At 41.4% G+C, this 16,911-nt stretch carries 17 protein-coding genes; 10 read left to right on the top strand and 7 right to left on the bottom strand.

Annotation, left to right across the window (positions count from 1 at the left end; translation table 11 throughout):
* Nucleotides 1-3: 3 nt before the first annotated feature.
* Complete coding sequence (locus tag ACSFVZ_RS07085; protein WP_054553604.1) at nucleotides 4-432, bottom strand: organic hydroperoxide resistance protein; 429 nt, start codon at nucleotides 430-432, stop codon at nucleotides 4-6.
* A 123-nt stretch (nucleotides 433-555) separates the two neighbouring features.
* Between ACSFVZ_RS07085 and ACSFVZ_RS07080 the strand changes: the two genes are divergently transcribed.
* The 6 genes from ACSFVZ_RS07080 (at nucleotide 556) to ACSFVZ_RS07055 (ending at nucleotide 6,899) form a co-directional block, all read left to right on the top strand.
* Nucleotides 556-987 carry a MarR family winged helix-turn-helix transcriptional regulator gene (locus tag ACSFVZ_RS07080; protein WP_435558478.1) on the top strand — a complete coding sequence of 144 codons (432 nt, stop codon included), beginning with the start codon at nucleotides 556-558 and terminating at the stop codon, nucleotides 985-987.
* 255 nt (nucleotides 988-1,242) lie between these two features.
* The gene (locus ACSFVZ_RS07075) at nucleotides 1,243-2,256 is read left to right on the top strand and encodes a zinc-binding alcohol dehydrogenase family protein (RefSeq protein ID WP_235382721.1); all 1,014 of its coding nucleotides are present in this window, start codon (nucleotides 1,243-1,245) and stop codon (nucleotides 2,254-2,256) included.
* Nucleotides 2,257-2,977: 721 nt separating this feature from the next.
* Nucleotides 2,978-3,208, top strand: a complete 231-nt coding sequence (locus tag ACSFVZ_RS07070) for a helix-turn-helix domain-containing protein (protein WP_168246765.1) — start codon at nucleotides 2,978-2,980, stop codon at nucleotides 3,206-3,208.
* Nucleotides 3,209-3,256: 48 nt separating this feature from the next.
* Nucleotides 3,257-4,600, top strand: coding sequence for an N-succinylarginine dihydrolase (gene astB / locus ACSFVZ_RS07065; RefSeq protein ID WP_435558476.1), 1,344 nt, complete (start codon nucleotides 3,257-3,259; stop codon nucleotides 4,598-4,600).
* A gap of 3 nt (nucleotides 4,601-4,603) precedes the next feature.
* Nucleotides 4,604-5,113, top strand: coding sequence for a GNAT family N-acetyltransferase (locus ACSFVZ_RS07060; protein ID WP_435558474.1), 510 nt, complete (start codon nucleotides 4,604-4,606; stop codon nucleotides 5,111-5,113).
* Nucleotides 5,114-5,210: 97 nt separating this feature from the next.
* Nucleotides 5,211-6,899, top strand: a complete 1,689-nt coding sequence (locus tag ACSFVZ_RS07055) for a methyl-accepting chemotaxis protein (RefSeq protein ID WP_235383439.1) — start codon at nucleotides 5,211-5,213, stop codon at nucleotides 6,897-6,899.
* A gap of 37 nt (nucleotides 6,900-6,936) precedes the next feature.
* On the opposite strand, the gene ACSFVZ_RS07050 is transcribed toward ACSFVZ_RS07055, so the two are convergent.
* Complete coding sequence (locus tag ACSFVZ_RS07050) at nucleotides 6,937-7,377, bottom strand: hypothetical protein (RefSeq protein WP_435558473.1); 441 nt, start codon at nucleotides 7,375-7,377, stop codon at nucleotides 6,937-6,939.
* Between the two features lie 227 nt (nucleotides 7,378-7,604).
* On the opposite strand from ACSFVZ_RS07050, the gene ACSFVZ_RS07045 reads away from it, so the two are divergent.
* Nucleotides 7,605-8,603: a DUF4382 domain-containing protein gene (locus tag ACSFVZ_RS07045; RefSeq protein ID WP_235383440.1), complete on the top strand. Its 999-nt coding sequence runs from the start codon at nucleotides 7,605-7,607 to the stop codon at nucleotides 8,601-8,603.
* A 114-nt stretch (nucleotides 8,604-8,717) separates the two neighbouring features.
* A complete protein-coding gene (locus ACSFVZ_RS07040) occupies nucleotides 8,718-10,313 on the top strand; it encodes a carboxylesterase/lipase family protein (protein ID WP_235383441.1) in 1,596 nt (531 codons plus the stop codon).
* 32 nt (nucleotides 10,314-10,345) lie between these two features.
* Here ACSFVZ_RS07040 and ACSFVZ_RS07035 read toward each other — a convergent pair whose 3' ends face one another.
* The 3 genes from ACSFVZ_RS07035 to ACSFVZ_RS07025 form a co-directional block, all read right to left on the bottom strand.
* The gene (locus ACSFVZ_RS07035) at nucleotides 10,346-11,065 is read right to left on the bottom strand and encodes an SIR2 family NAD-dependent protein deacylase (RefSeq protein ID WP_435558471.1); all 720 of its coding nucleotides are present in this window, start codon (nucleotides 11,063-11,065) and stop codon (nucleotides 10,346-10,348) included.
* Nucleotides 11,062-12,084 carry a Kelch repeat-containing protein gene (locus ACSFVZ_RS07030; protein ID WP_235383443.1) on the bottom strand — a complete coding sequence of 341 codons (1,023 nt, stop codon included), beginning with the start codon at nucleotides 12,082-12,084 and terminating at the stop codon, nucleotides 11,062-11,064. Before ACSFVZ_RS07030 ends, ACSFVZ_RS07035 begins: the two co-directional genes overlap by 4 nt.
* A 64-nt stretch (nucleotides 12,085-12,148) precedes the next feature.
* A complete protein-coding gene (locus ACSFVZ_RS07025; RefSeq protein WP_235383444.1) occupies nucleotides 12,149-12,778 on the bottom strand; it encodes an NAD(P)-dependent oxidoreductase in 630 nt (209 codons plus the stop codon).
* Between the two features lie 103 nt (nucleotides 12,779-12,881).
* Between ACSFVZ_RS07025 and ACSFVZ_RS07020 the strand changes: the two genes are divergently transcribed.
* Nucleotides 12,882-13,766 carry a LysR family transcriptional regulator gene (locus tag ACSFVZ_RS07020; RefSeq protein ID WP_435558470.1) on the top strand — a complete coding sequence of 295 codons (885 nt, stop codon included), beginning with the start codon at nucleotides 12,882-12,884 and terminating at the stop codon, nucleotides 13,764-13,766.
* Between the two features lie 46 nt (nucleotides 13,767-13,812).
* Nucleotides 13,813-14,064, top strand: a complete 252-nt coding sequence (locus tag ACSFVZ_RS07015) for a TIGR03643 family protein (RefSeq protein WP_135926818.1) — start codon at nucleotides 13,813-13,815, stop codon at nucleotides 14,062-14,064.
* Between the two features lie 2 nt (nucleotides 14,065-14,066).
* On the opposite strand, the gene ACSFVZ_RS07010 is transcribed toward ACSFVZ_RS07015, so the two are convergent.
* Both ACSFVZ_RS07010 and ACSFVZ_RS07005 read right to left on the bottom strand, forming a co-directional pair.
* Entirely contained in the window at nucleotides 14,067-15,383 is a 1,317-nt protein-coding gene (locus ACSFVZ_RS07010; RefSeq protein ID WP_435558469.1) for a methyl-accepting chemotaxis protein, read from the bottom strand.
* Nucleotides 15,384-15,591: 208 nt separating this feature from the next.
* A complete protein-coding gene (locus ACSFVZ_RS07005) occupies nucleotides 15,592-16,908 on the bottom strand; it encodes a methyl-accepting chemotaxis protein (protein WP_435558468.1) in 1,317 nt (438 codons plus the stop codon).
* Nucleotides 16,909-16,911 lie beyond the last annotated feature (3 nt).

Raw genomic sequence — 16,911 nt, 5'->3', positions numbered from 1 at the left:
CGATTAGATCACTGATAACTCTACAGCAATGTTACCGCGTGTAGCGTTTGAGTATGGGCATACTTCGTGCGCTTTATTAACAAGTGCAAGAGCGGTGTCTTTATCAAGATCACCTACCGATACAGCAAGCTTAACAGCAATACCAAAACCACCTTCGATAGGACCAATTGATACTTCAGAGTTAATGTGAGTATCTGCCGGTAATTTAATTTTTGCTTGGCCAGCCACTAACTTTAATGCGCCGATAAAACAAGCCGCGTAACCTGCTGCAAATAATTGCTCAGGGTTTGTACCTTGACCATCATCACCACCTAACCCCTTAGGAGTTGATAGTGCCACATCTAAGCGGCCATCATCTGATTTTGCTGTGCCTTCACGGCCACCTGTTGCTGTTGCTTTTGCTGTGTATGCGACGCTTTGTAGTTCTTTCATGATTACTCTCCTAATTGAGTGAAAATATACTTTGCATGCAAAATATATTAGGTCAGCTTTTTCGGGATTGCAAATACTTTGTATGCAAATTAAAATGCTCGTATTGAATTTTGAGGATCGAGTATGAAATACCCACAGCTAAAATTAGATAACCAGCTATGCCATCGCTTATATATGGCATCGAATGGGATTGCCCGTGCGTATCGAGACTCTCTTAATCAATTAGATTTAACCTACCCGCAATACGTAGTGATGATGGCGCTGTGGGAAAAAGATCAGATCAGCATTGCTGAATTACTTGAAAAAACTGCCATTGATGGCGGTGCGATGACGCAAATTTTGAAAAAAATGAGCGATAAAGCATTGTTGTCGATCACCAAAGATAGCCAAGATAAACGCAAACGACTCGTGCAGCTCGAAGCCAAAGGCAAGGCGATGCAAGATCAAGCCGCTGAGATACCGTCGCAAATTCGTTGTCGCTTCCCAAGCATTAACGAACAACAAGCACTGCAACTGATCAAATTACTCGATTTAGTAAATAGTGACCTCAATTAACAAAAATTATTTGAAAGTGAATTTGGATAATACCAGCTTGCTTAATAAAGTGGGCTTTTTGAGGCAAGAAAACCTCGTTGATAACAAGGCAAAAATTTCGTTATTTAGTTGTTCTAAATGAGAAATTTTTAACGCTGGTAGCGACAGGTTTGCTCCCTCAAAATGATTACGTATTATTGCGAGCTGGTATCTAAACCCTTTTTAATAAAACTAGATGCGCTATAGTGTTCAAAACTCATCAATACGGACACCATCATGAAAGCATTTGGATACACCACAGCAACTCCAGCGTTATCAGACTCATCACTACAAGCGATTGAATTACCAGATCCCGTTGCCACAGGTCACGACATTCTTGTAGCCGTACAAGCAATTTCAGTAAACCCTGTTGATACTAAAATTCGCGCTAATGTATCACCAGACAATGGCTATAAGGTTATTGGTTGGGACGCTGTGGGAACCGTTAAAGCTGTTGGCGACAAAGTGTCGTTATTTAATGTCGGTGACCGTGTGTTTTATGCTGGCGACTTAACGCGCCAAGGTAGTAATGCTGAGCTGCAACTTGTTGATGAACGCATTGTTGGTCTTGCACCAACAAGCCTTAGTAATAGTGAAGCAGCCGCCCTGCCCTTAACCAGTATTACTGCGTGGGAGTTATTGTTTGACCGTTTACAAATTGAAAAATCTAAAAACAATAAGCCAGCCTCTGTATTAGTGATAGGTGCCGCAGGTGGTGTAGGCTCAATTTTAGTGCAGCTTGCCAAACAGCTTACCAATTTAACCGTAGTTGGTACCGCCGCACGAGAAGAAAGCGCCAACTGGCTTAAAGACTTAGGTGTTGATCATGTGCTTGATCATAGCAAAAACCTTAACGAGCAGCGTCTTGCGGCCGACTTGAATGAATTTGATTACGTAGTGAGCTTAACGCACACCGACCAACATCTAGATAGCATTATGGAAGTGATCAAGCCACAAGGTAAATTGGCACTGATCGACGACCCTGCAAGCTTTGATATTTTAAAGTTAAAGCGTAAAAGTATTTCGTTGCATTGGGAATTTATGTATACCCGCTCAATGTTCCAAACCGATGATATGATTGCCCAGCATCAGCTTCTTTCTGAGCTCTCAACCTTAGTTGATAACGGCACAATCAAAACAACATTGGGTGAGCATTTAGGTAAGATAAACGTAGCAAACCTTATTAAAGCCCATGGGATTTTAGAATCTCACAAAGCTCGCGGAAAACTTGTGTTGGAAGGGTTTGAGTAACGAGGAATAAGTTGCGAGGTGCGAGATACGAGAGTAAAGAAGCGAGGTGCGAGGCACGCGCATGTAGCAGCGATTTTACATCGCGTTTTATTCTCGAATCGCTCCTACCTCACCAATAACGCGGCATAAAGCCGCTGCTACCCGTAGGCGTCACGCTTGCTTGGCGCGCGAAACAAAAAATTAAGATTCAAGTTACGAGATACGAGGTGCGAGATACGAGAAGCGAAGTGCCAGCTTGTAGCAGCGATTTTACATCGCGTTTTATTCTCGTATCCTCCTACCTCAACCATGTCGCGGCATAAAGCCGCTGCTCCCCGTAGGCGTCACGCTAGCTTGGCGCGCGAAACAAAAAGTTAAGATTCAAGTTACGAGATACGGAGGTGCGAGCATGTAGCAGCGATTTCACATCGCGTTTTTCCTCACTCAACAATAATAACACGCATCATTAAAGTGCATTACAGTACTTACCTTTCACTATTTTAGTGCCTAATATCAGGAGCGCCCTTACCGCCGAATATTAACCAATTGATTTTTAATACATTTAAATTTAATGACGGTTTGGCACAGATCTTCCAATAGCTAAAATGAACTGGCACTAACAAGGAGACTAACGTGACTAACTTCTTTCACACTCTTTATCTACTTTGGCGATTAGACATCAGCACATGGCAAATGCATGAAGCAAACGATCCGCATAATACTGCAGATTTGGAGCGTCGCTATGTTAAATAATGATCCCGCATTTATTGAAGCACTTAAAAAAATTTCGGTTCATCAACTAACAATTACCGAAGCGTCGGCGCAGTACGACATTCCTAAGCGTGTGTTATACAAAGCTGCACGACAGCAACAAGTTAAACAGAACAAGCAAAAGGCGTATTTAATTGCTACCCAGAAGCGTTTGCAGCAAAGCTTACGCAATGTAGAAATGGAGTTAGCTAGCTTCAGCTAAATAATTTCTGTATGGTTAAAATTTACGCACAACAATGATGGAATAAGTATGCACGCAGTAGAAGTAAACTTTGATGGCTTAGTGGGGCCTACTCACAATTACGCGGGATTATCGTATGGCAATGTCGCTTCACTAAGTCACGCCTCTTCGCATTCAAACCCCAAAGAGGCCGTGCTACAAGGCCTTGAAAAAATGAAGGCGATGCACGAATTAGGTCTAGAGCAAGGTATTTTTGCTCCTCATGCTCGCCCCGACATTAATGTGCTAAAACGCCTAGGCTTTAAAGGCAGCGATAAGCAAATAATCGAAAAAGCATTTAAGGCAGATCCGATACTATTAAGAGCATGTTACAGTGCATCAGCAATGTGGACAGCCAATGCAGGAACAATTTCACCTTCTGCCGATACTCTTGATGGCAAAGTGCACTTTACGGCTGCTAACTTAAATAACAAATTTCATCGCTCACTAGAGCCGGTTACAACTACGGCATTGTTAAAAGCCATGTTTAACGACGAGCGTTATTTTAGCCATCATACTCACTTACCAGATCAAGGCTTTTTTGGTGATGAAGGCGCAGCAAACCATAATCGCCTATGCGACACTCATGCAGATACAGGGCTTGAGCTTTTTATATATGGTGCAAGTAGTTTTAATAGTACCTTACCAAAGCCTGTTAAATTTCCTGCAAGACAAACACTTGAAGCTTCGCAAGCAATTGCCCGTCTACATCAGCTTAAGCCAGAAAATCAGTTATTTATTCAACAAAACCCTGATGTAATAGACCAAGGTGTATTCCATAACGATGTAATTGCGGTGGCTAATGGCAATGTACTTTTGTGTCATGAACAAGCATTTTTGAACCAGCCCAGTGCGCTTAAGCAAATTAAACAAGCTTACCTTGGCAATAAACCACTGCATATTATCGAGGTGCCAACCAATAAAGTGAGCATTACAGATGCCGTGAGCAGCTATTTGTTTAATAGTCAGTTGATCACTTTGGCTGATGGCAATATGTTACTTGTTGCACCAAAAGAATGTCAGCGTAATCAAGCTGTTCACGATTACATTCAAGAAATGATATTGGCAGATAACCCTGTTCAGCAAGTGCGCTTTTTTGACTTGCGCCAAAGCATGCAAAATGGCGGTGGCCCTGCTTGTTTACGCTTGCGTGTTGCACTCAATACTGACGAACTAGCCGCGGTCAATCCGGGTGTACGATTCAGCGAAGAAAAATATACCCAATTAGTAAGTTGGGCGAATAAGCATTACCGCGACTCTTTAAGTAGTGATGACTTTGCTGATCCACTGCTTTTAACCGAAAGCTATCAGGCACTTGATGAGTTAACCAGCTTACTTAACTTAGGCTCTGTGTATCCATTCCAACAAGAATAATTAATGAAAATTAAAGCAGTTCATTCTATTAAAGGAGTGTCTAAATCACTCAATAGTTTACTGATTGATAGCGTTGCCAGTGGCGCATCAATTGGCTTTCTTGCCCCTTTATCATTAAAGTCAGCCCAAGACTATTGGCAAGGGGTCGATGCCGATTTAACGACCCCTTACCGTCGGCTTTACCTTGCCCTTGATGGTGATACGGTGATTGGTTCAGTGCAGCTTTCTTTGTGCGCCAAAGCCAATGGTGCTCATCGTGGCGAAGTAGAAAAGCTGATGGTACATAGCGAACATCAAGGTAAAGGCATCGCAAAGCAGCTAATGTCCAATCTAGAAAACGATGCCCATACTTTAGGCATTAAGTTACTGGTACTTGATACTCGCCAGGGTGATACCGCCTCTTATCTCTATCGTAAACTTAATTATTTAGAGGCAGGCACAATCCCAGACTTTGCGAAAAGCTCAACAGGCGAGCTTGATGCTACCGTGTACTTTTATAAGCAGCTTACGTAAATCGCTTAATAGGCCTTTCCATATAACCATAAAGTCGACTAATAAAATTTTTTAATACCACTAAAATAGTATTGCGAATTTCTATTAGGAGCGATAAATGGCGCTATCAATAAAGGAACGGGTACTTTTTTTAGCCTTACTTCCCCCTTTGCTCATTGCGATTATGCTGACACTCTACAACTATGTGCAATCAAAACAAAGTGGCGCACAAACAGTAGAAAGTTTTGCTACACAAATGGAAAGCGATCGTAAATCTGAAGTCAGCAATTACCAAAAAATTGCCATGAGTTCAATTGCTCATCTAATAGCTCAAGATAATGGCTCTAATACTGAGGAGCTACAAGATAAGGCAAAAAGCATTTTACGTAACTTACGCTTTGATGATGCTGGTGATACAGGTTATGTATTTGTCTATGACGTTGAAGGCGTCAACGTTGCTCATGGCGTTAACGCCTCACTTGAGGGCAAAAACCTTTATGATTTTAAAGATCCTAATGGGGTTTATTTGATACGAGAGCTCATTAATGCCGCAAAAAGAGGCGGTGGCTATGTACAGTATTCTTGGAAAAATACCAATGGTAGTGTGAACCCTAAACTCGGTTATGCCGCTTTAGTACCTAAATGGAATTGGGTGCTCGGAACGGGTTTTTGGATCAGTGGCCTTGAACAACAAGTTGCAATGACAGAACAACGAGTTAATGAAGGTATCGATAATGCCTTTATAAACACAGTTATCGCTTCAGTATTCGCAGTAGCAATTACCGCAGCTATTGCAATGGTGGTATCGCGCAGTATTACCAACCCTCTTCACACAACCGTGCTAGCAATGAACGATATATCACAAGGTGATGGTGATTTAACCCAACGATTAATGGTTAAACGAGACGATGAGCTCGGCAAACTTGGCAGTTCATTTAACCGCTTTGCTGATGACGTGGGTAAAATGGTTATTGATATTCGCCAATCATCGCAATCGATGAATCAAGCGTCACATAAACTCAACGAGCTTCTTGCCAATATGCATGCTGGTATTAATCGTCAACATGAAGAAAGTGAGCAAGTTGCAACGGCAATAAACGAAATGTCGGCGGCGTCAATGGAAGTCGCACGAAGCGCTCAAGAAGCATCAACTGCAGCAGAACATGCCGATCACCTAGTAAAACAGGCTAATAACCAGTTACTTATCGCTATCAAAGTAATTAACGGCCTTGCTAAGCAAGTTGATGAAGGTGCCAATGCCGTTGATCAGCTAAATCAGCAATCTAGCCAAATTGGCAGTGTACTCGATGTGATCCGAAACATTGCAGAGCAAACTAATTTACTGGCACTTAATGCAGCAATTGAATCGGCACGTGCTGGCGAAGCTGGCCGAGGCTTTGCGGTGGTCGCTGATGAAGTGCGTACCCTTGCCAAACGAACTCAAGATAGTACTCACGAAATAGAGGCAATGATTGAGCAGGTTCAACAAGGAACAACAACTGTAAACAGCATTATGCAATCAATAAAATCAGGAAGTGCAACCAGTGTGAACGAAGCAAGCGAAGTCGAAAAAGCGCTCAATGAAGTACTGCTTTCGGTTAATACCATCACCTCGCAGAATGCACAAATTGCCACTGCCGCTGAAGAGCAAACTTCAGTTTCAGAAGCGATTAATCAAAACATGACCACTATTGTTGATATTGCCAACAAGACTGCTAATGATACCGATGTTGCGACCTCATATATGGATGAATTAAATAACACCGCAACGCAGTTAGAACAGAATGTAAGTCGATATAAAACTTAAATATTTAACGATTGTTAAGCAGGTCAAAATAACCTGCTTAACAAAAATCATTGGTTTTTTGTAGCGTTTTTAGCCAGTCAAATAAGTCGTTGTCATAGCGTTTTAGTCGCTGTTGGTGCTTATCATTTAGACTATAAAAATGTGCTATACATATACGCTTCTCAGCCATAACTATCACAGTACGAATGCCTAACACTGAATAGTGATGAATCGACTGTACTTTTTTTGCATCCATTTGACGGCATTGTCCTAGTAAATTACGGTAATGCACACCATGGCGGCACACAGTAAAATTACGTTTAGAATTAACAACTAACAAACCTAATAACAGCGAAATGCCGCAAACTAAAAAACTAAAAATAAAACTACTCACTTCTGCTTTGCTATTAATAAAACCCACCAATAAAAGCATGTTAAGTGCACTTAACAGTGCAAAGCTCCTAGATTCATAGCGTTTCTCTAAATCGATGACTGTCATTCTTGTTCCTAAGATTTTATTTTTTGCCATGTTGACAACAAAATGTGGAAGAAAAATGGATTTGTTCATTATTGAGATTTTATTTGGCAGTTTTTATTAAACCGCCTTTCACTAGCTTTTAAAAAGGTACAAACGCGCGGATCTTAACTCAGTTAAAGCAATTCAACTTACATTAAGTTTTGGTGACTAAACTATTAATAAATTTTTAGAACACAAGGGAAGAAACAATGAACTTCAAAACTACATTACTTAGCAGCGCCGTTTTATTTGCACTTGTTGGTTGTGGCTCAGACAACGACAAAAAAGAAACTGTAGATCCGCAGCCACAAACTGCGCAATTCACGCTTGGAGTTTCTGACGCACCAGTAACAGGTTTAAAAGCTGTGAATGTTGTGTTCGATTCAATCACGCTTAAAAGCCAAGGTGGTGAAGAGTTCACTTTCGAAACTCGTGAGCAAGATGATGAAACCATGCCTGAAATGGTTAACTTACTAGATTACACAGGTGATGACATTTTCTCATTATTAGAAGATGAAGAAGTGCCAGCAGGTGATTATCAATGGATCCGTGCCGATGTTATTAATGGCGACACAAACGATTTAACTATGACATCGCATGTTGTGTATGAGGATGACAGCATTGCACCACTTGTTGTTAAACGTAAAGGCAACGATGGTATTGGTGAAATCCAACTTGATGGCTTCACACTTAACCAAGCTGGTAATGATTTTGTTCTTGAGTTTGACCTTAAAAAGTCATTAGTTGACCCACAAAATAGCGACGAGATCTTCTTAAAACCTCGCGGTGTGAGATTAGAAAACTTAGCTGAATCGCAAGACATTGAAGGCACGGTAAGCGAAGAGCTAATCGCTTTTTGTGAAACAGATAACATAGACATTGCAATGACTGATGGCTCGTTTGGTCACGCTGTTTATCTATACAACAGCGATATAGAAATGCCAATGGACAACTACGAAGTAAGCGAAGACGACACGCCCGCTGATGCACCACTTGCAACCGCTAACGTTGTTTTCGATAACGAAGATAACCAATACGAATTTGAACTTGCGTTTGTAAAACCAGGTGACTACCAACTAGCTTACACCTGTGCAGCACACATTGATGATGCCGAAACTCAAGACGAAGCATTTACGCTTTATCAAGTAAAACCAATTACAGTCACAGCAGGTGAAGATTTAGACGTATCTTTCACTGTTTCTGAATAAAGTTATTATAACTTTCTTACCAGCATAGTTACTTGAAGCTATGCTGGTTTTCTCGTTGTTACTATATGAATATGTTAATATTATAAGCCATACCTAAACAGCCTAGGCTTTGTTATGACATCGCGTATTCTAAAATCGATTTTTTACTCATCTTTTCTATTAGGTTCTGCCGTATTTTTGCAAGGCTGCCAAGAACAACCTCAATCTGATCATATCGCCGTCACTGGTGGGCTTATTCAAGGGCAGCAGCAAGGGCGATTTATTGCGTATAAAGGCATTCCCTATGCAGCAGCTCCAGTGGGAGAGTTACGCTGGCGAGCACCGCAACCTGTGCCAAAGTGGCAAGATGTAAAAGTACTGAGCGATTACGCCCCTGACTGCATGCAAAAGCCGTTTGCAGCAGATGCTGCACCGCTTACAACAACTCCTTCGGAAGACTGCCTTTATCTAAATGTATTTAAACCGACTAAACACAGCGATACACCTTATCCTGTAGTCGTCTGGATACACGGCGGTGGCTTTGTAAATGGCGGCGCATCACCCGCTGTTTACTCAGGTGAAAGCTTTGCTAAACAAGGGATTATTTTTGTTAGCTTTAATTATCGATTAGGCCGATTTGGCTTTTTTGCTCACCCTGCACTTGCTCGTTTTGAAAACGATGCATTGGGTAACTACGCATTAATGGATCAAATTGCGGCTCTTGAGTGGGTGAAACAGAATATTGCTCAATTTGGTGGTGATGCTTCAAAAGTGACACTGATGGGAGAATCTGCTGGCGGTGCATCGGTACACGCGATGATGCAAACTCCTGCAGCAAATAACTTATTTCAACAAGCGATTATTATGTCTGCTGGCGGGCGAGAGTTATTTAACGAGTTGCCACTTTATAGCAATGACGACTCAGTATTAAGCGCCGAAAAAATTGGTGAAAACTTTGCCAAGCAACACACTATCTTAGGTAGTGATAAGAATGCGCTGGCGGCATTACGTGAATTATCTGCTGAAGAAGTCGTTGGAAACCTCAACCTAAGTACATTAAACAAACAAAGTACTAATGAGTCTACTTACGTAGGTGGGCCAATCATTGATGGCATCATCATAAATGCTTCAACTGAAGCACGTTTGAGTAAAGGCACATTTAGCCATGTTGCTACCATGGTCGGCACAACTGATATGGATTTAGGCTTTGCAAACTTTTCTTCAAAAGAGGCGCTATTTGAAAGCTTTGCTCCTCACTCGATACAAGCCAAAATGGCTTACGATGCACAAGGCGACACCCCACTGCCAATAATTAATTACCAAGTTGGACAGGATGCTTTAATGCAAGAGCCAGCAAGGTTCGTTGCAAAGCGTGTGACAGATATGGGTAATGATGCCTTCTTGTATCGTTTTGGTTATGTAGCGCAAACCTTAGATAAACTCGGTGCTGAACACGCCAGCGAGATTCCGTATTTTTTTAATACTGTGGCAGCGAAATATGGCCATGTCACCACTGAGCAAGATAAGCAAGCTGCTAAAATAATGCACCGTTATGTGACTAATTTTATTAAATTAGGCACCCCAAATGGCCCCGGCCTACCAACATGGCAAGCTTATAAAAATGATGAGTCTTTTATTCTGCAAATGAGTAAATCAGGGACTGCAGAATTTTTACCAGACCCCTTACAAGCGCGGTTAAACATCACAGCAATAAAAGCTGAACAGCAATAATGAAATAAGGCGCTAAATTAAGCGCCTTATTTTTATCCCTGCTGCTGGATATATTCAAGCGCAGTCATTTTTTGGTATGTCACATTAGGATGAAATACATGGGTAGGTTCGGGGTCAACTACTTCAATGGGTATGCCCTGGCTGCGTGCTATATCGAGTGCCATTTGCGTAATATTGACGCTAAAAGAGGTGCCTATAAACACAATTTTATCGGCATCGAGCATGCGCTGTTGCGCCTCAGAAATTCGATAAAGTTCAGTGTAATACTCATCAAATAACAACACGTAAGGCTTAAACGATTCGTTTAGCTTGGGGCTTTCATTATTGATATTGAACACCTCAAGCAATGAGTTGTGTAGGTTGTCTTCGTTAACTTTATCCCACGGCGCATTGAAGGCCATCACATCAGCACCTTGATGGTGAAACAGTGTCATTTGATCCAAACGACCATGAATAGCAATATAATCCGTGTTACCGGCTTTGCCATCGAGGCCATCAATATTTTGTGTAATAAGGTTTTTATCGCTCAACCAATGATGCACCTCATTGGGCCCATGGTGTCGATACGTTGCAAAACGATGATAATACCAAGCTAAAAATTCTCGCGGATTGTTTTCGTACATGGCGCGGGTTGCCATTTCCATCGGCGTATAATTTTTACTGCCTATGGTCCAAAATCCATCTTCGCCACGAAAGGTCGGTATACCGCTTGCGGCACTGACTCCGGCACCTGTGATATAAAGTGTATTCATAGTGATAATTCAACCTTATAGCCAAGTGCATCGGCAGTCACTTGTTGATTATTGTCCATACCACCAATACGGTACAAACTACCTTGATGCTCTAATAAACCACGATGATCCATACTTGCAGTTTTAGCTTTTGGCATCATTTGCCAATTGTTTTTATCAACATCAAAACGCCAAACATGATTACTCGCCGGTGCTGGCTTCCCGTTGTATCCGATGCCATTGTAATTATATGGGTTTGCAGAACCGCCCAACATATAGATATCACCATTAAAACTAGTTGCAGCCATACGATAGTGGGCAACACCTGTTGGATGTGGCACGGTACGCCAATCTATTTTTAATGGATTATTAGCATCAATAGTGCCTTTTAAACACTGTGCAACCGCAGCAAAAGAACGACGTTTATCTGCATTGGCCTGCGTTTTTACACCATCACACACTAAAATTGTGTTGCCACTAATTGCCGCTGCTTGGCCAAATACTGGCTGGCCTAAAAATGGCGAAGCCTGTTGCCAAGTATCTGTTTTGGTGTCATAAACTTGTACTAAGTTAACATTACCATCGTTATGCCAACCACTGACTAAATAGATGTAACGTTGTTGGTACGAAAGCGCCACACTGTCATCAACAGGCACGGGCATATTGGCGAGTTGCGTGTAAGAATTCGTAAGTACATCGTAGCGATATACATCAGGGGTAGAAATTTCTTGATGATCCGCACTTACAGTATAGCCACCAAATACATAGGCATGTTTACCAACACCCACTGCGGTGCTCGCTAAACGTCCAACTAGAGGCTGGCTACTCGGTACCGCTTTTGCTGTTCGCCATGCCGACTCACCAACTTTGAGTACCCATACTTTATTATGAATATCATGGTGTGCTTTCCCTTTTCCTATTCCCATAAAACTTAGGAAATAAGCTTGTTCATTTACAACAACTTTTGCGACAGCATTATTTGCAACTGCTTCGGGTAAGGCAGGAATTGTTGCAAGCGCAACAGAAAATAATAGGCTCATATCATGATAAAATCAGCTAAAAAACATCGCATAAGAATACCATTTTATGAGCCTGAGAAAAGTATCAATAAGCGATACTAATACGTTGATTTAAATGCGCTGCAGACTGCGCTTCATCAAGCATCGCTTTCGCATAATCGGTTACTGATATTTTGCTTTCGCCGTTGGCATCAGTAAAGAAGCTATCACCACCAACACGGTATGGGCGCTCTGACTCACCGGGATAAATAACCGCAGCTGGTGATACAAACGTCCATGGCGTATCTGTTGTTGACGCTTTAAATACTTCAAGCGCTTCGCCTTGAGCGATTGCTTCTGCTTTGTATTCAGCAGGAAAATCAGGGTTTGATACAAGCGTTACACCCGGTGCAACTTCTAAGCTACCTGCGCCACCCACCCATAAAATGCGCGTGCCAGTACCGGCAAGTGCATTCAGCAATTGCTGTGCTGTGTTTGCAACAATTTCATGGTTACCTAAAGCACGCCCACCAATTGCCGCAATAACAACATCACTACCTGCAGCAGCACTTGCAATATCGTCTTTTGTTAAATCAAATTCAGTCACAGTAACATTATCTTGCGTTACTTTACTTACGTCTCTTACTAGCGCATTAACTTGATGACCACGTGCTAATGCTTCTGATGTAATGTGGCTGCCAATCCAACCTGTTGCGCCAATAACTGCTAATTTCATGAGGAATTCTCCATTGTTTGTTTCAATGATGGCAGTTTACTTGTTCACTATTTACTGATAAATACACTATATAGATACACATTGTTTCACTTTAAGATACCAAATGGATAAACTCAACTCAATTACTAGCTTTGTCGAAGTTGCCCGCACAGGCAGCTTTACTCAGGCCGCTGAGCACTTAGGTTTAAGCAGATTACAAGTTTCTAGGCATATTCAAGATATTGAAAAGTGGCTAAATTTAAGGTTGTTTCATCGCACAACACGAAAAGTCAGTTTAACTCTTCAAGGTGAAGAGGCCCTTAGCTATTGCCAGCAAATACTCAATCAAGTGTCTGACTTACAAAGCCGAGCACACAGCCACAACAACGAATTGGTGGGTACCATTCGAGTTGCCTCTCCGATTGGGCTTGGCCAACATAAACTATTTGATGCCATTGAAGAGTTCACCAAACGCCATCCACAGACGCGATTTGAACTGTTACTCTCAGATAGTTTATCGCAGCTGGTTGATGACCGCGTTGATATCGCTTTGCGTTATATCCACCAGCCCGATGAAGGACTCATTGCCCGTAAGCTAATGTATATCGCAACCGCAGTGTGTGCATCAAACGACTATTTAGCTGCGAGCCTACCGATTAATGAGCCAAATGACTTAACTGCACATAATTGCCTTATTCATAACAAACACAATATTTGGCAATTTCAACGCGACGACAACACTCAAAAAGTGACTGTTAAGGGCAACATTGTTGCCAATGATATGGGTGTGCTTTTAAAAGCAGTAAAACAAGGAATGGGGGTGGCTCATTTACCCTGCGATCTCGCCAATGACTATTTAGCATCAGGTGACCTTATTAAAGTGCTACCAGAGCATACAACTATAGGCTCTCATTTATGGGCGGTGTACTTATCGCGTAACTTCCAACAAAATGTGGTCAGAGCGTTCATCGACTTTTTAGCTGAGCACTGGCAACACGATATCTTATAATCCAAATCTGCTGCATGTACGTATAAGCAAACAAAAAGGAGTCGTAATGCAGCACTTAGATCATGAAATATCACGCATCATAGAGATGGCGTGGGAAGACAGAACCCCGTTTGAGGCAATAAACCAGCAATTTGGTTTAAATGAAAAAAGCGTTATCGCGTTAATGCGTGAACAATTAACAAGCTCGAGCTTTAAACTTTGGCGAAAACGCGCAGCAGGTAGGCAAACTAAACACTTAAAACTACGAAACCCTGATATCACTCGCGGCTACTGTAAAACCCAGTACAAACATCGATAACGCTACTTGAGTTGTTCAGCAAACTGCCCAACAGCATCAACAACTTTTTGAGCGCCATTTTGTATATCGGCCATCACTTTTCCTGACTCAGTAGCAAGGCTGAAACTTTGTTCTGCCTTGCTTTTACCTAATTGAATGACTCCAACTGTATTTTGTGTAAGCACACGGTTTTGTTGCACCACATCAACAATCTCAATGGTTGCGTTTGAAGTTCTGCGGGCAAGTTGCCTTACTTCATCAGCAACCACAGCAAACCCTCTTCCTTGTTCGCCAGCACGAGCAGCCTCAATTGCAGCATTTAATGCTAATAGATTGGTTTGGTCGGCTATACTTCCTATGCTTTGCACAAGTGAAGCTATTTGTTGCGATTGCTTATCAAGGGCAGCCATTTCTTGCGCTGCTTGTTCCATTTGTTTTGCTAGCGCATCCATAACTTGCACCATGTTATGCAATACTTCAGCACCTTGCTGAGCAATCTTGTCGGTTTCTGTGGAAGTGCTATAGGCTATATCTGCGGCCTGAGAAATAGCCATTTCAAGCTTAACTTGTTCTGTAATGACAGTGGCAAACTTTACAACCTTATAAAGTTCACCTTGCTCATTAAAGATCGGATTATAAGTTGCCTCAAGCCACACAGGATCACCTTGCTTATCGACACGTTTAAAGCGTGAAGCAATAAATTCACCTTGTTGTAGCTTTTGCCAAAAGTCGGCATATTGATCAGAGCCAACTTCATCAGATTCACAAAACATACTATGATGCTTACCAATAATTTCTTGTGCTGTGTAACCAACCCCCGCTAAAAATTGCTCATTTGCTTTAAGCACATAACCATTTAAATCAAATTCAATCACAGCCATTGAGCGATGGATTGCCTTCACTAAATCCTGATTTTCACGGGAGGTTTCAATGGTCCGCGTCAATACGCTTGCATGCAGAGTAATTTTTTGAAATTGCTTATCTTTGTTAACAACACGGTGTAAAAAAACACGCAACCATACTGGGCTATTTTTTGCGTTTATAAGCTGTACAGCTCCCACCCAAACGGTTTGTTCATATAGCGCTTGCTTAAAAAGCTCATAATGGGGTGTTTTTCGGGCAGTATCAGGGACAAAATCAAGTAAAGATTTGCCAAGCAATTGTTTTTCAGAATACCCAAGCTCAGTTAATACGTGCTCATTAACCGAGAGGATATAGCCATCTTCATCAAGCTCTAAAGTAAACATACTCTGGTCTAAAGTATCTTTTACTTGCATAACACTAAATAATTCATTCTCTAAATCGGCAATTCTATTCTTCAATGGCTGAGTAAAAAACATGGCTCTTCTCACCTTAAAATCATATGAAAACAACACAGAGCAGTACTCTAAGAACTACATGAGCTGTAACTTTTAATGATTTTAGCCGAATTGAATGAATAAAAACTCAGCTTTTACGACAATAAGAAGTTTCTCGGGTGAAAATAAGAAATAATTTAATTTTTTGAAATAATAAAAAGCCTAGTAAAACTAGGCTAAGCATATAAGACTATTTAAGTTTGTTTACAAACTGACCAATTGTATCAACCACCTGTTGAGCGCCATGCTGAATATCTTCCATCACTTTACCCGAGTCATTTGACAACGAGAGCCCTTGCTCAGCTTGTATCTTACCTTCTTCTATCACTTTTACGGTGTTTTTGGTTAGTGACTGGTTGTGTTGTACTACATCAACAATTTCTTCAGTTGCTTTTGAGGTTCTTGAAGCTAACTGCCTTACTTCATCAGCAACCACAGCAAACCCTCGCCCTTGGTCACCTGCTCTAGCTGCTTCAATTGCAGCATTAAGCGCTAGTAAATTGGTTTGTTCAGCAATACTACTAATACTTTCTACGATATTTGAAATTTGCTGTGACTGCTTATCGAGCGCCGTTATTTCCTCTGCAGCTTGCTCCATTTGCTGAGCAAGATCTGCCATCACCTTCATCGTGTTACGCAAAACATCAGCTCCTTGCTGAGCCAGTTTGTCCGTCTCAACCGATGTGCTGTAAGCTATTTCTGCAGCTTGCGTGGTTGCCAGTTCACGGTTTACTTGTTCAGTAATAACCGTTGCAAACTTCATAACTTTATATTGCTCACCAAAATCATTAAAAATAGGATTGTATGACGCTTCAAGCCACACGGTGTTACCGTATCGGTCAACACGCTTGAAACGATCAGCAATAAATTCTCCTCGCCTTAATTGCTGCCAAAACTGCGCATATTCAGATGACTCCACAACCTCTGATTCACAAAAAATACGGTGATGCTTGCCAACAATCTCTTCTTTCTTATAACCCATAGAATCTAAGAACAGCTGGTTTGCATTAATGACTTTTCCTTCAAGATCAAATTCAATAACAGCCATTGAGCGGTTTATCGCATTAATAACATCACTATTTTCACGAGATGTGGCAATTACATCCGTACATACAGAACCATAAATAGCATAATAATTAAATTCACCATGCTCATTTAAAACTGGTTGAACAATAATACACAGCCACTCAACCTGCCCATCATAACGAGCAACCTGCATTTGCCCTACCCAGTGTAGTTGATTTGCAAGTGCATTATTTAAGTCTGAAAACTGATAAGTATTGCGTGATTGAGGGGTTATAATCGTTTGAAAAGGAGCATCAATTAACTTTTCATGTGGATAACCAAACTCATTTAAAAAGTTTTGATTCATGTAAGAAATCGTACGATCTTTACGAAGTTTCAATACCAGCATTTCTTCATCAATGCCTGAAATAAGGCCCTTGAGTGGATGGAGCTCAGCATTTAATGCTGCTATTTCATTTTGTAATGCTTTATTGAACCACATATA

This window comes from Pseudoalteromonas nanhaiensis, assembly GCF_051235485.1.
In the GTDB taxonomy this organism is placed as follows: domain Bacteria; phylum Pseudomonadota; class Gammaproteobacteria; order Enterobacterales; family Alteromonadaceae; genus Pseudoalteromonas; species Pseudoalteromonas lipolytica_C.
The sequence above is the reverse complement of the archived record's forward strand: the minus strand, read 5'-3'. Positions and strand labels throughout refer to the sequence as shown.

Coding starts and splice junctions, on each gene's coding strand:
- ACSFVZ_RS07040 (WP_235383441.1), top strand. CDS start 8,718: ATGACATCGCGTATTCTAAAATCGATTTTTTACTCATCTTTTCTATTA.
- ACSFVZ_RS07005 (WP_435558468.1), bottom strand. CDS start 16,908: ATGTGGTTCAATAAAGCATTACAAAATGAAATAGCAGCATTAAATGCT.
- ACSFVZ_RS07070 (WP_168246765.1), top strand. CDS start 2,978: ATGTTAAATAATGATCCCGCATTTATTGAAGCACTTAAAAAAATTTCG.
- ACSFVZ_RS07010 (WP_435558469.1), bottom strand. CDS start 15,383: ATGTTTTTTACTCAGCCATTGAAGAATAGAATTGCCGATTTAGAGAAT.
- ACSFVZ_RS07025 (WP_235383444.1), bottom strand. CDS start 12,778: ATGAAATTAGCAGTTATTGGCGCAACAGGTTGGATTGGCAGCCACATT.
- ACSFVZ_RS07060 (WP_435558474.1), top strand. CDS start 4,604: ATGAAAATTAAAGCAGTTCATTCTATTAAAGGAGTGTCTAAATCACTC.
- astB (WP_435558476.1), top strand. CDS start 3,257: ATGCACGCAGTAGAAGTAAACTTTGATGGCTTAGTGGGGCCTACTCAC.
- ACSFVZ_RS07045 (WP_235383440.1), top strand. CDS start 7,605: ATGAACTTCAAAACTACATTACTTAGCAGCGCCGTTTTATTTGCACTT.
- ACSFVZ_RS07080 (WP_435558478.1), top strand. CDS start 556: ATGAAATACCCACAGCTAAAATTAGATAACCAGCTATGCCATCGCTTA.
- ACSFVZ_RS07050 (WP_435558473.1), bottom strand. CDS start 7,377: ATGACAGTCATCGATTTAGAGAAACGCTATGAATCTAGGAGCTTTGCA.
- ACSFVZ_RS07055 (WP_235383439.1), top strand. CDS start 5,211: ATGGCGCTATCAATAAAGGAACGGGTACTTTTTTTAGCCTTACTTCCC.
- ACSFVZ_RS07030 (WP_235383443.1), bottom strand. CDS start 12,084: ATGAGCCTATTATTTTCTGTTGCGCTTGCAACAATTCCTGCCTTACCC.
- ACSFVZ_RS07085 (WP_054553604.1), bottom strand. CDS start 432: ATGAAAGAACTACAAAGCGTCGCATACACAGCAAAAGCAACAGCAACA.
- ACSFVZ_RS07075 (WP_235382721.1), top strand. CDS start 1,243: ATGAAAGCATTTGGATACACCACAGCAACTCCAGCGTTATCAGACTCA.
- ACSFVZ_RS07035 (WP_435558471.1), bottom strand. CDS start 11,065: ATGAATACACTTTATATCACAGGTGCCGGAGTCAGTGCCGCAAGCGGT.
- ACSFVZ_RS07015 (WP_135926818.1), top strand. CDS start 13,813: ATGCAGCACTTAGATCATGAAATATCACGCATCATAGAGATGGCGTGG.
- ACSFVZ_RS07020 (WP_435558470.1), top strand. CDS start 12,882: ATGGATAAACTCAACTCAATTACTAGCTTTGTCGAAGTTGCCCGCACA.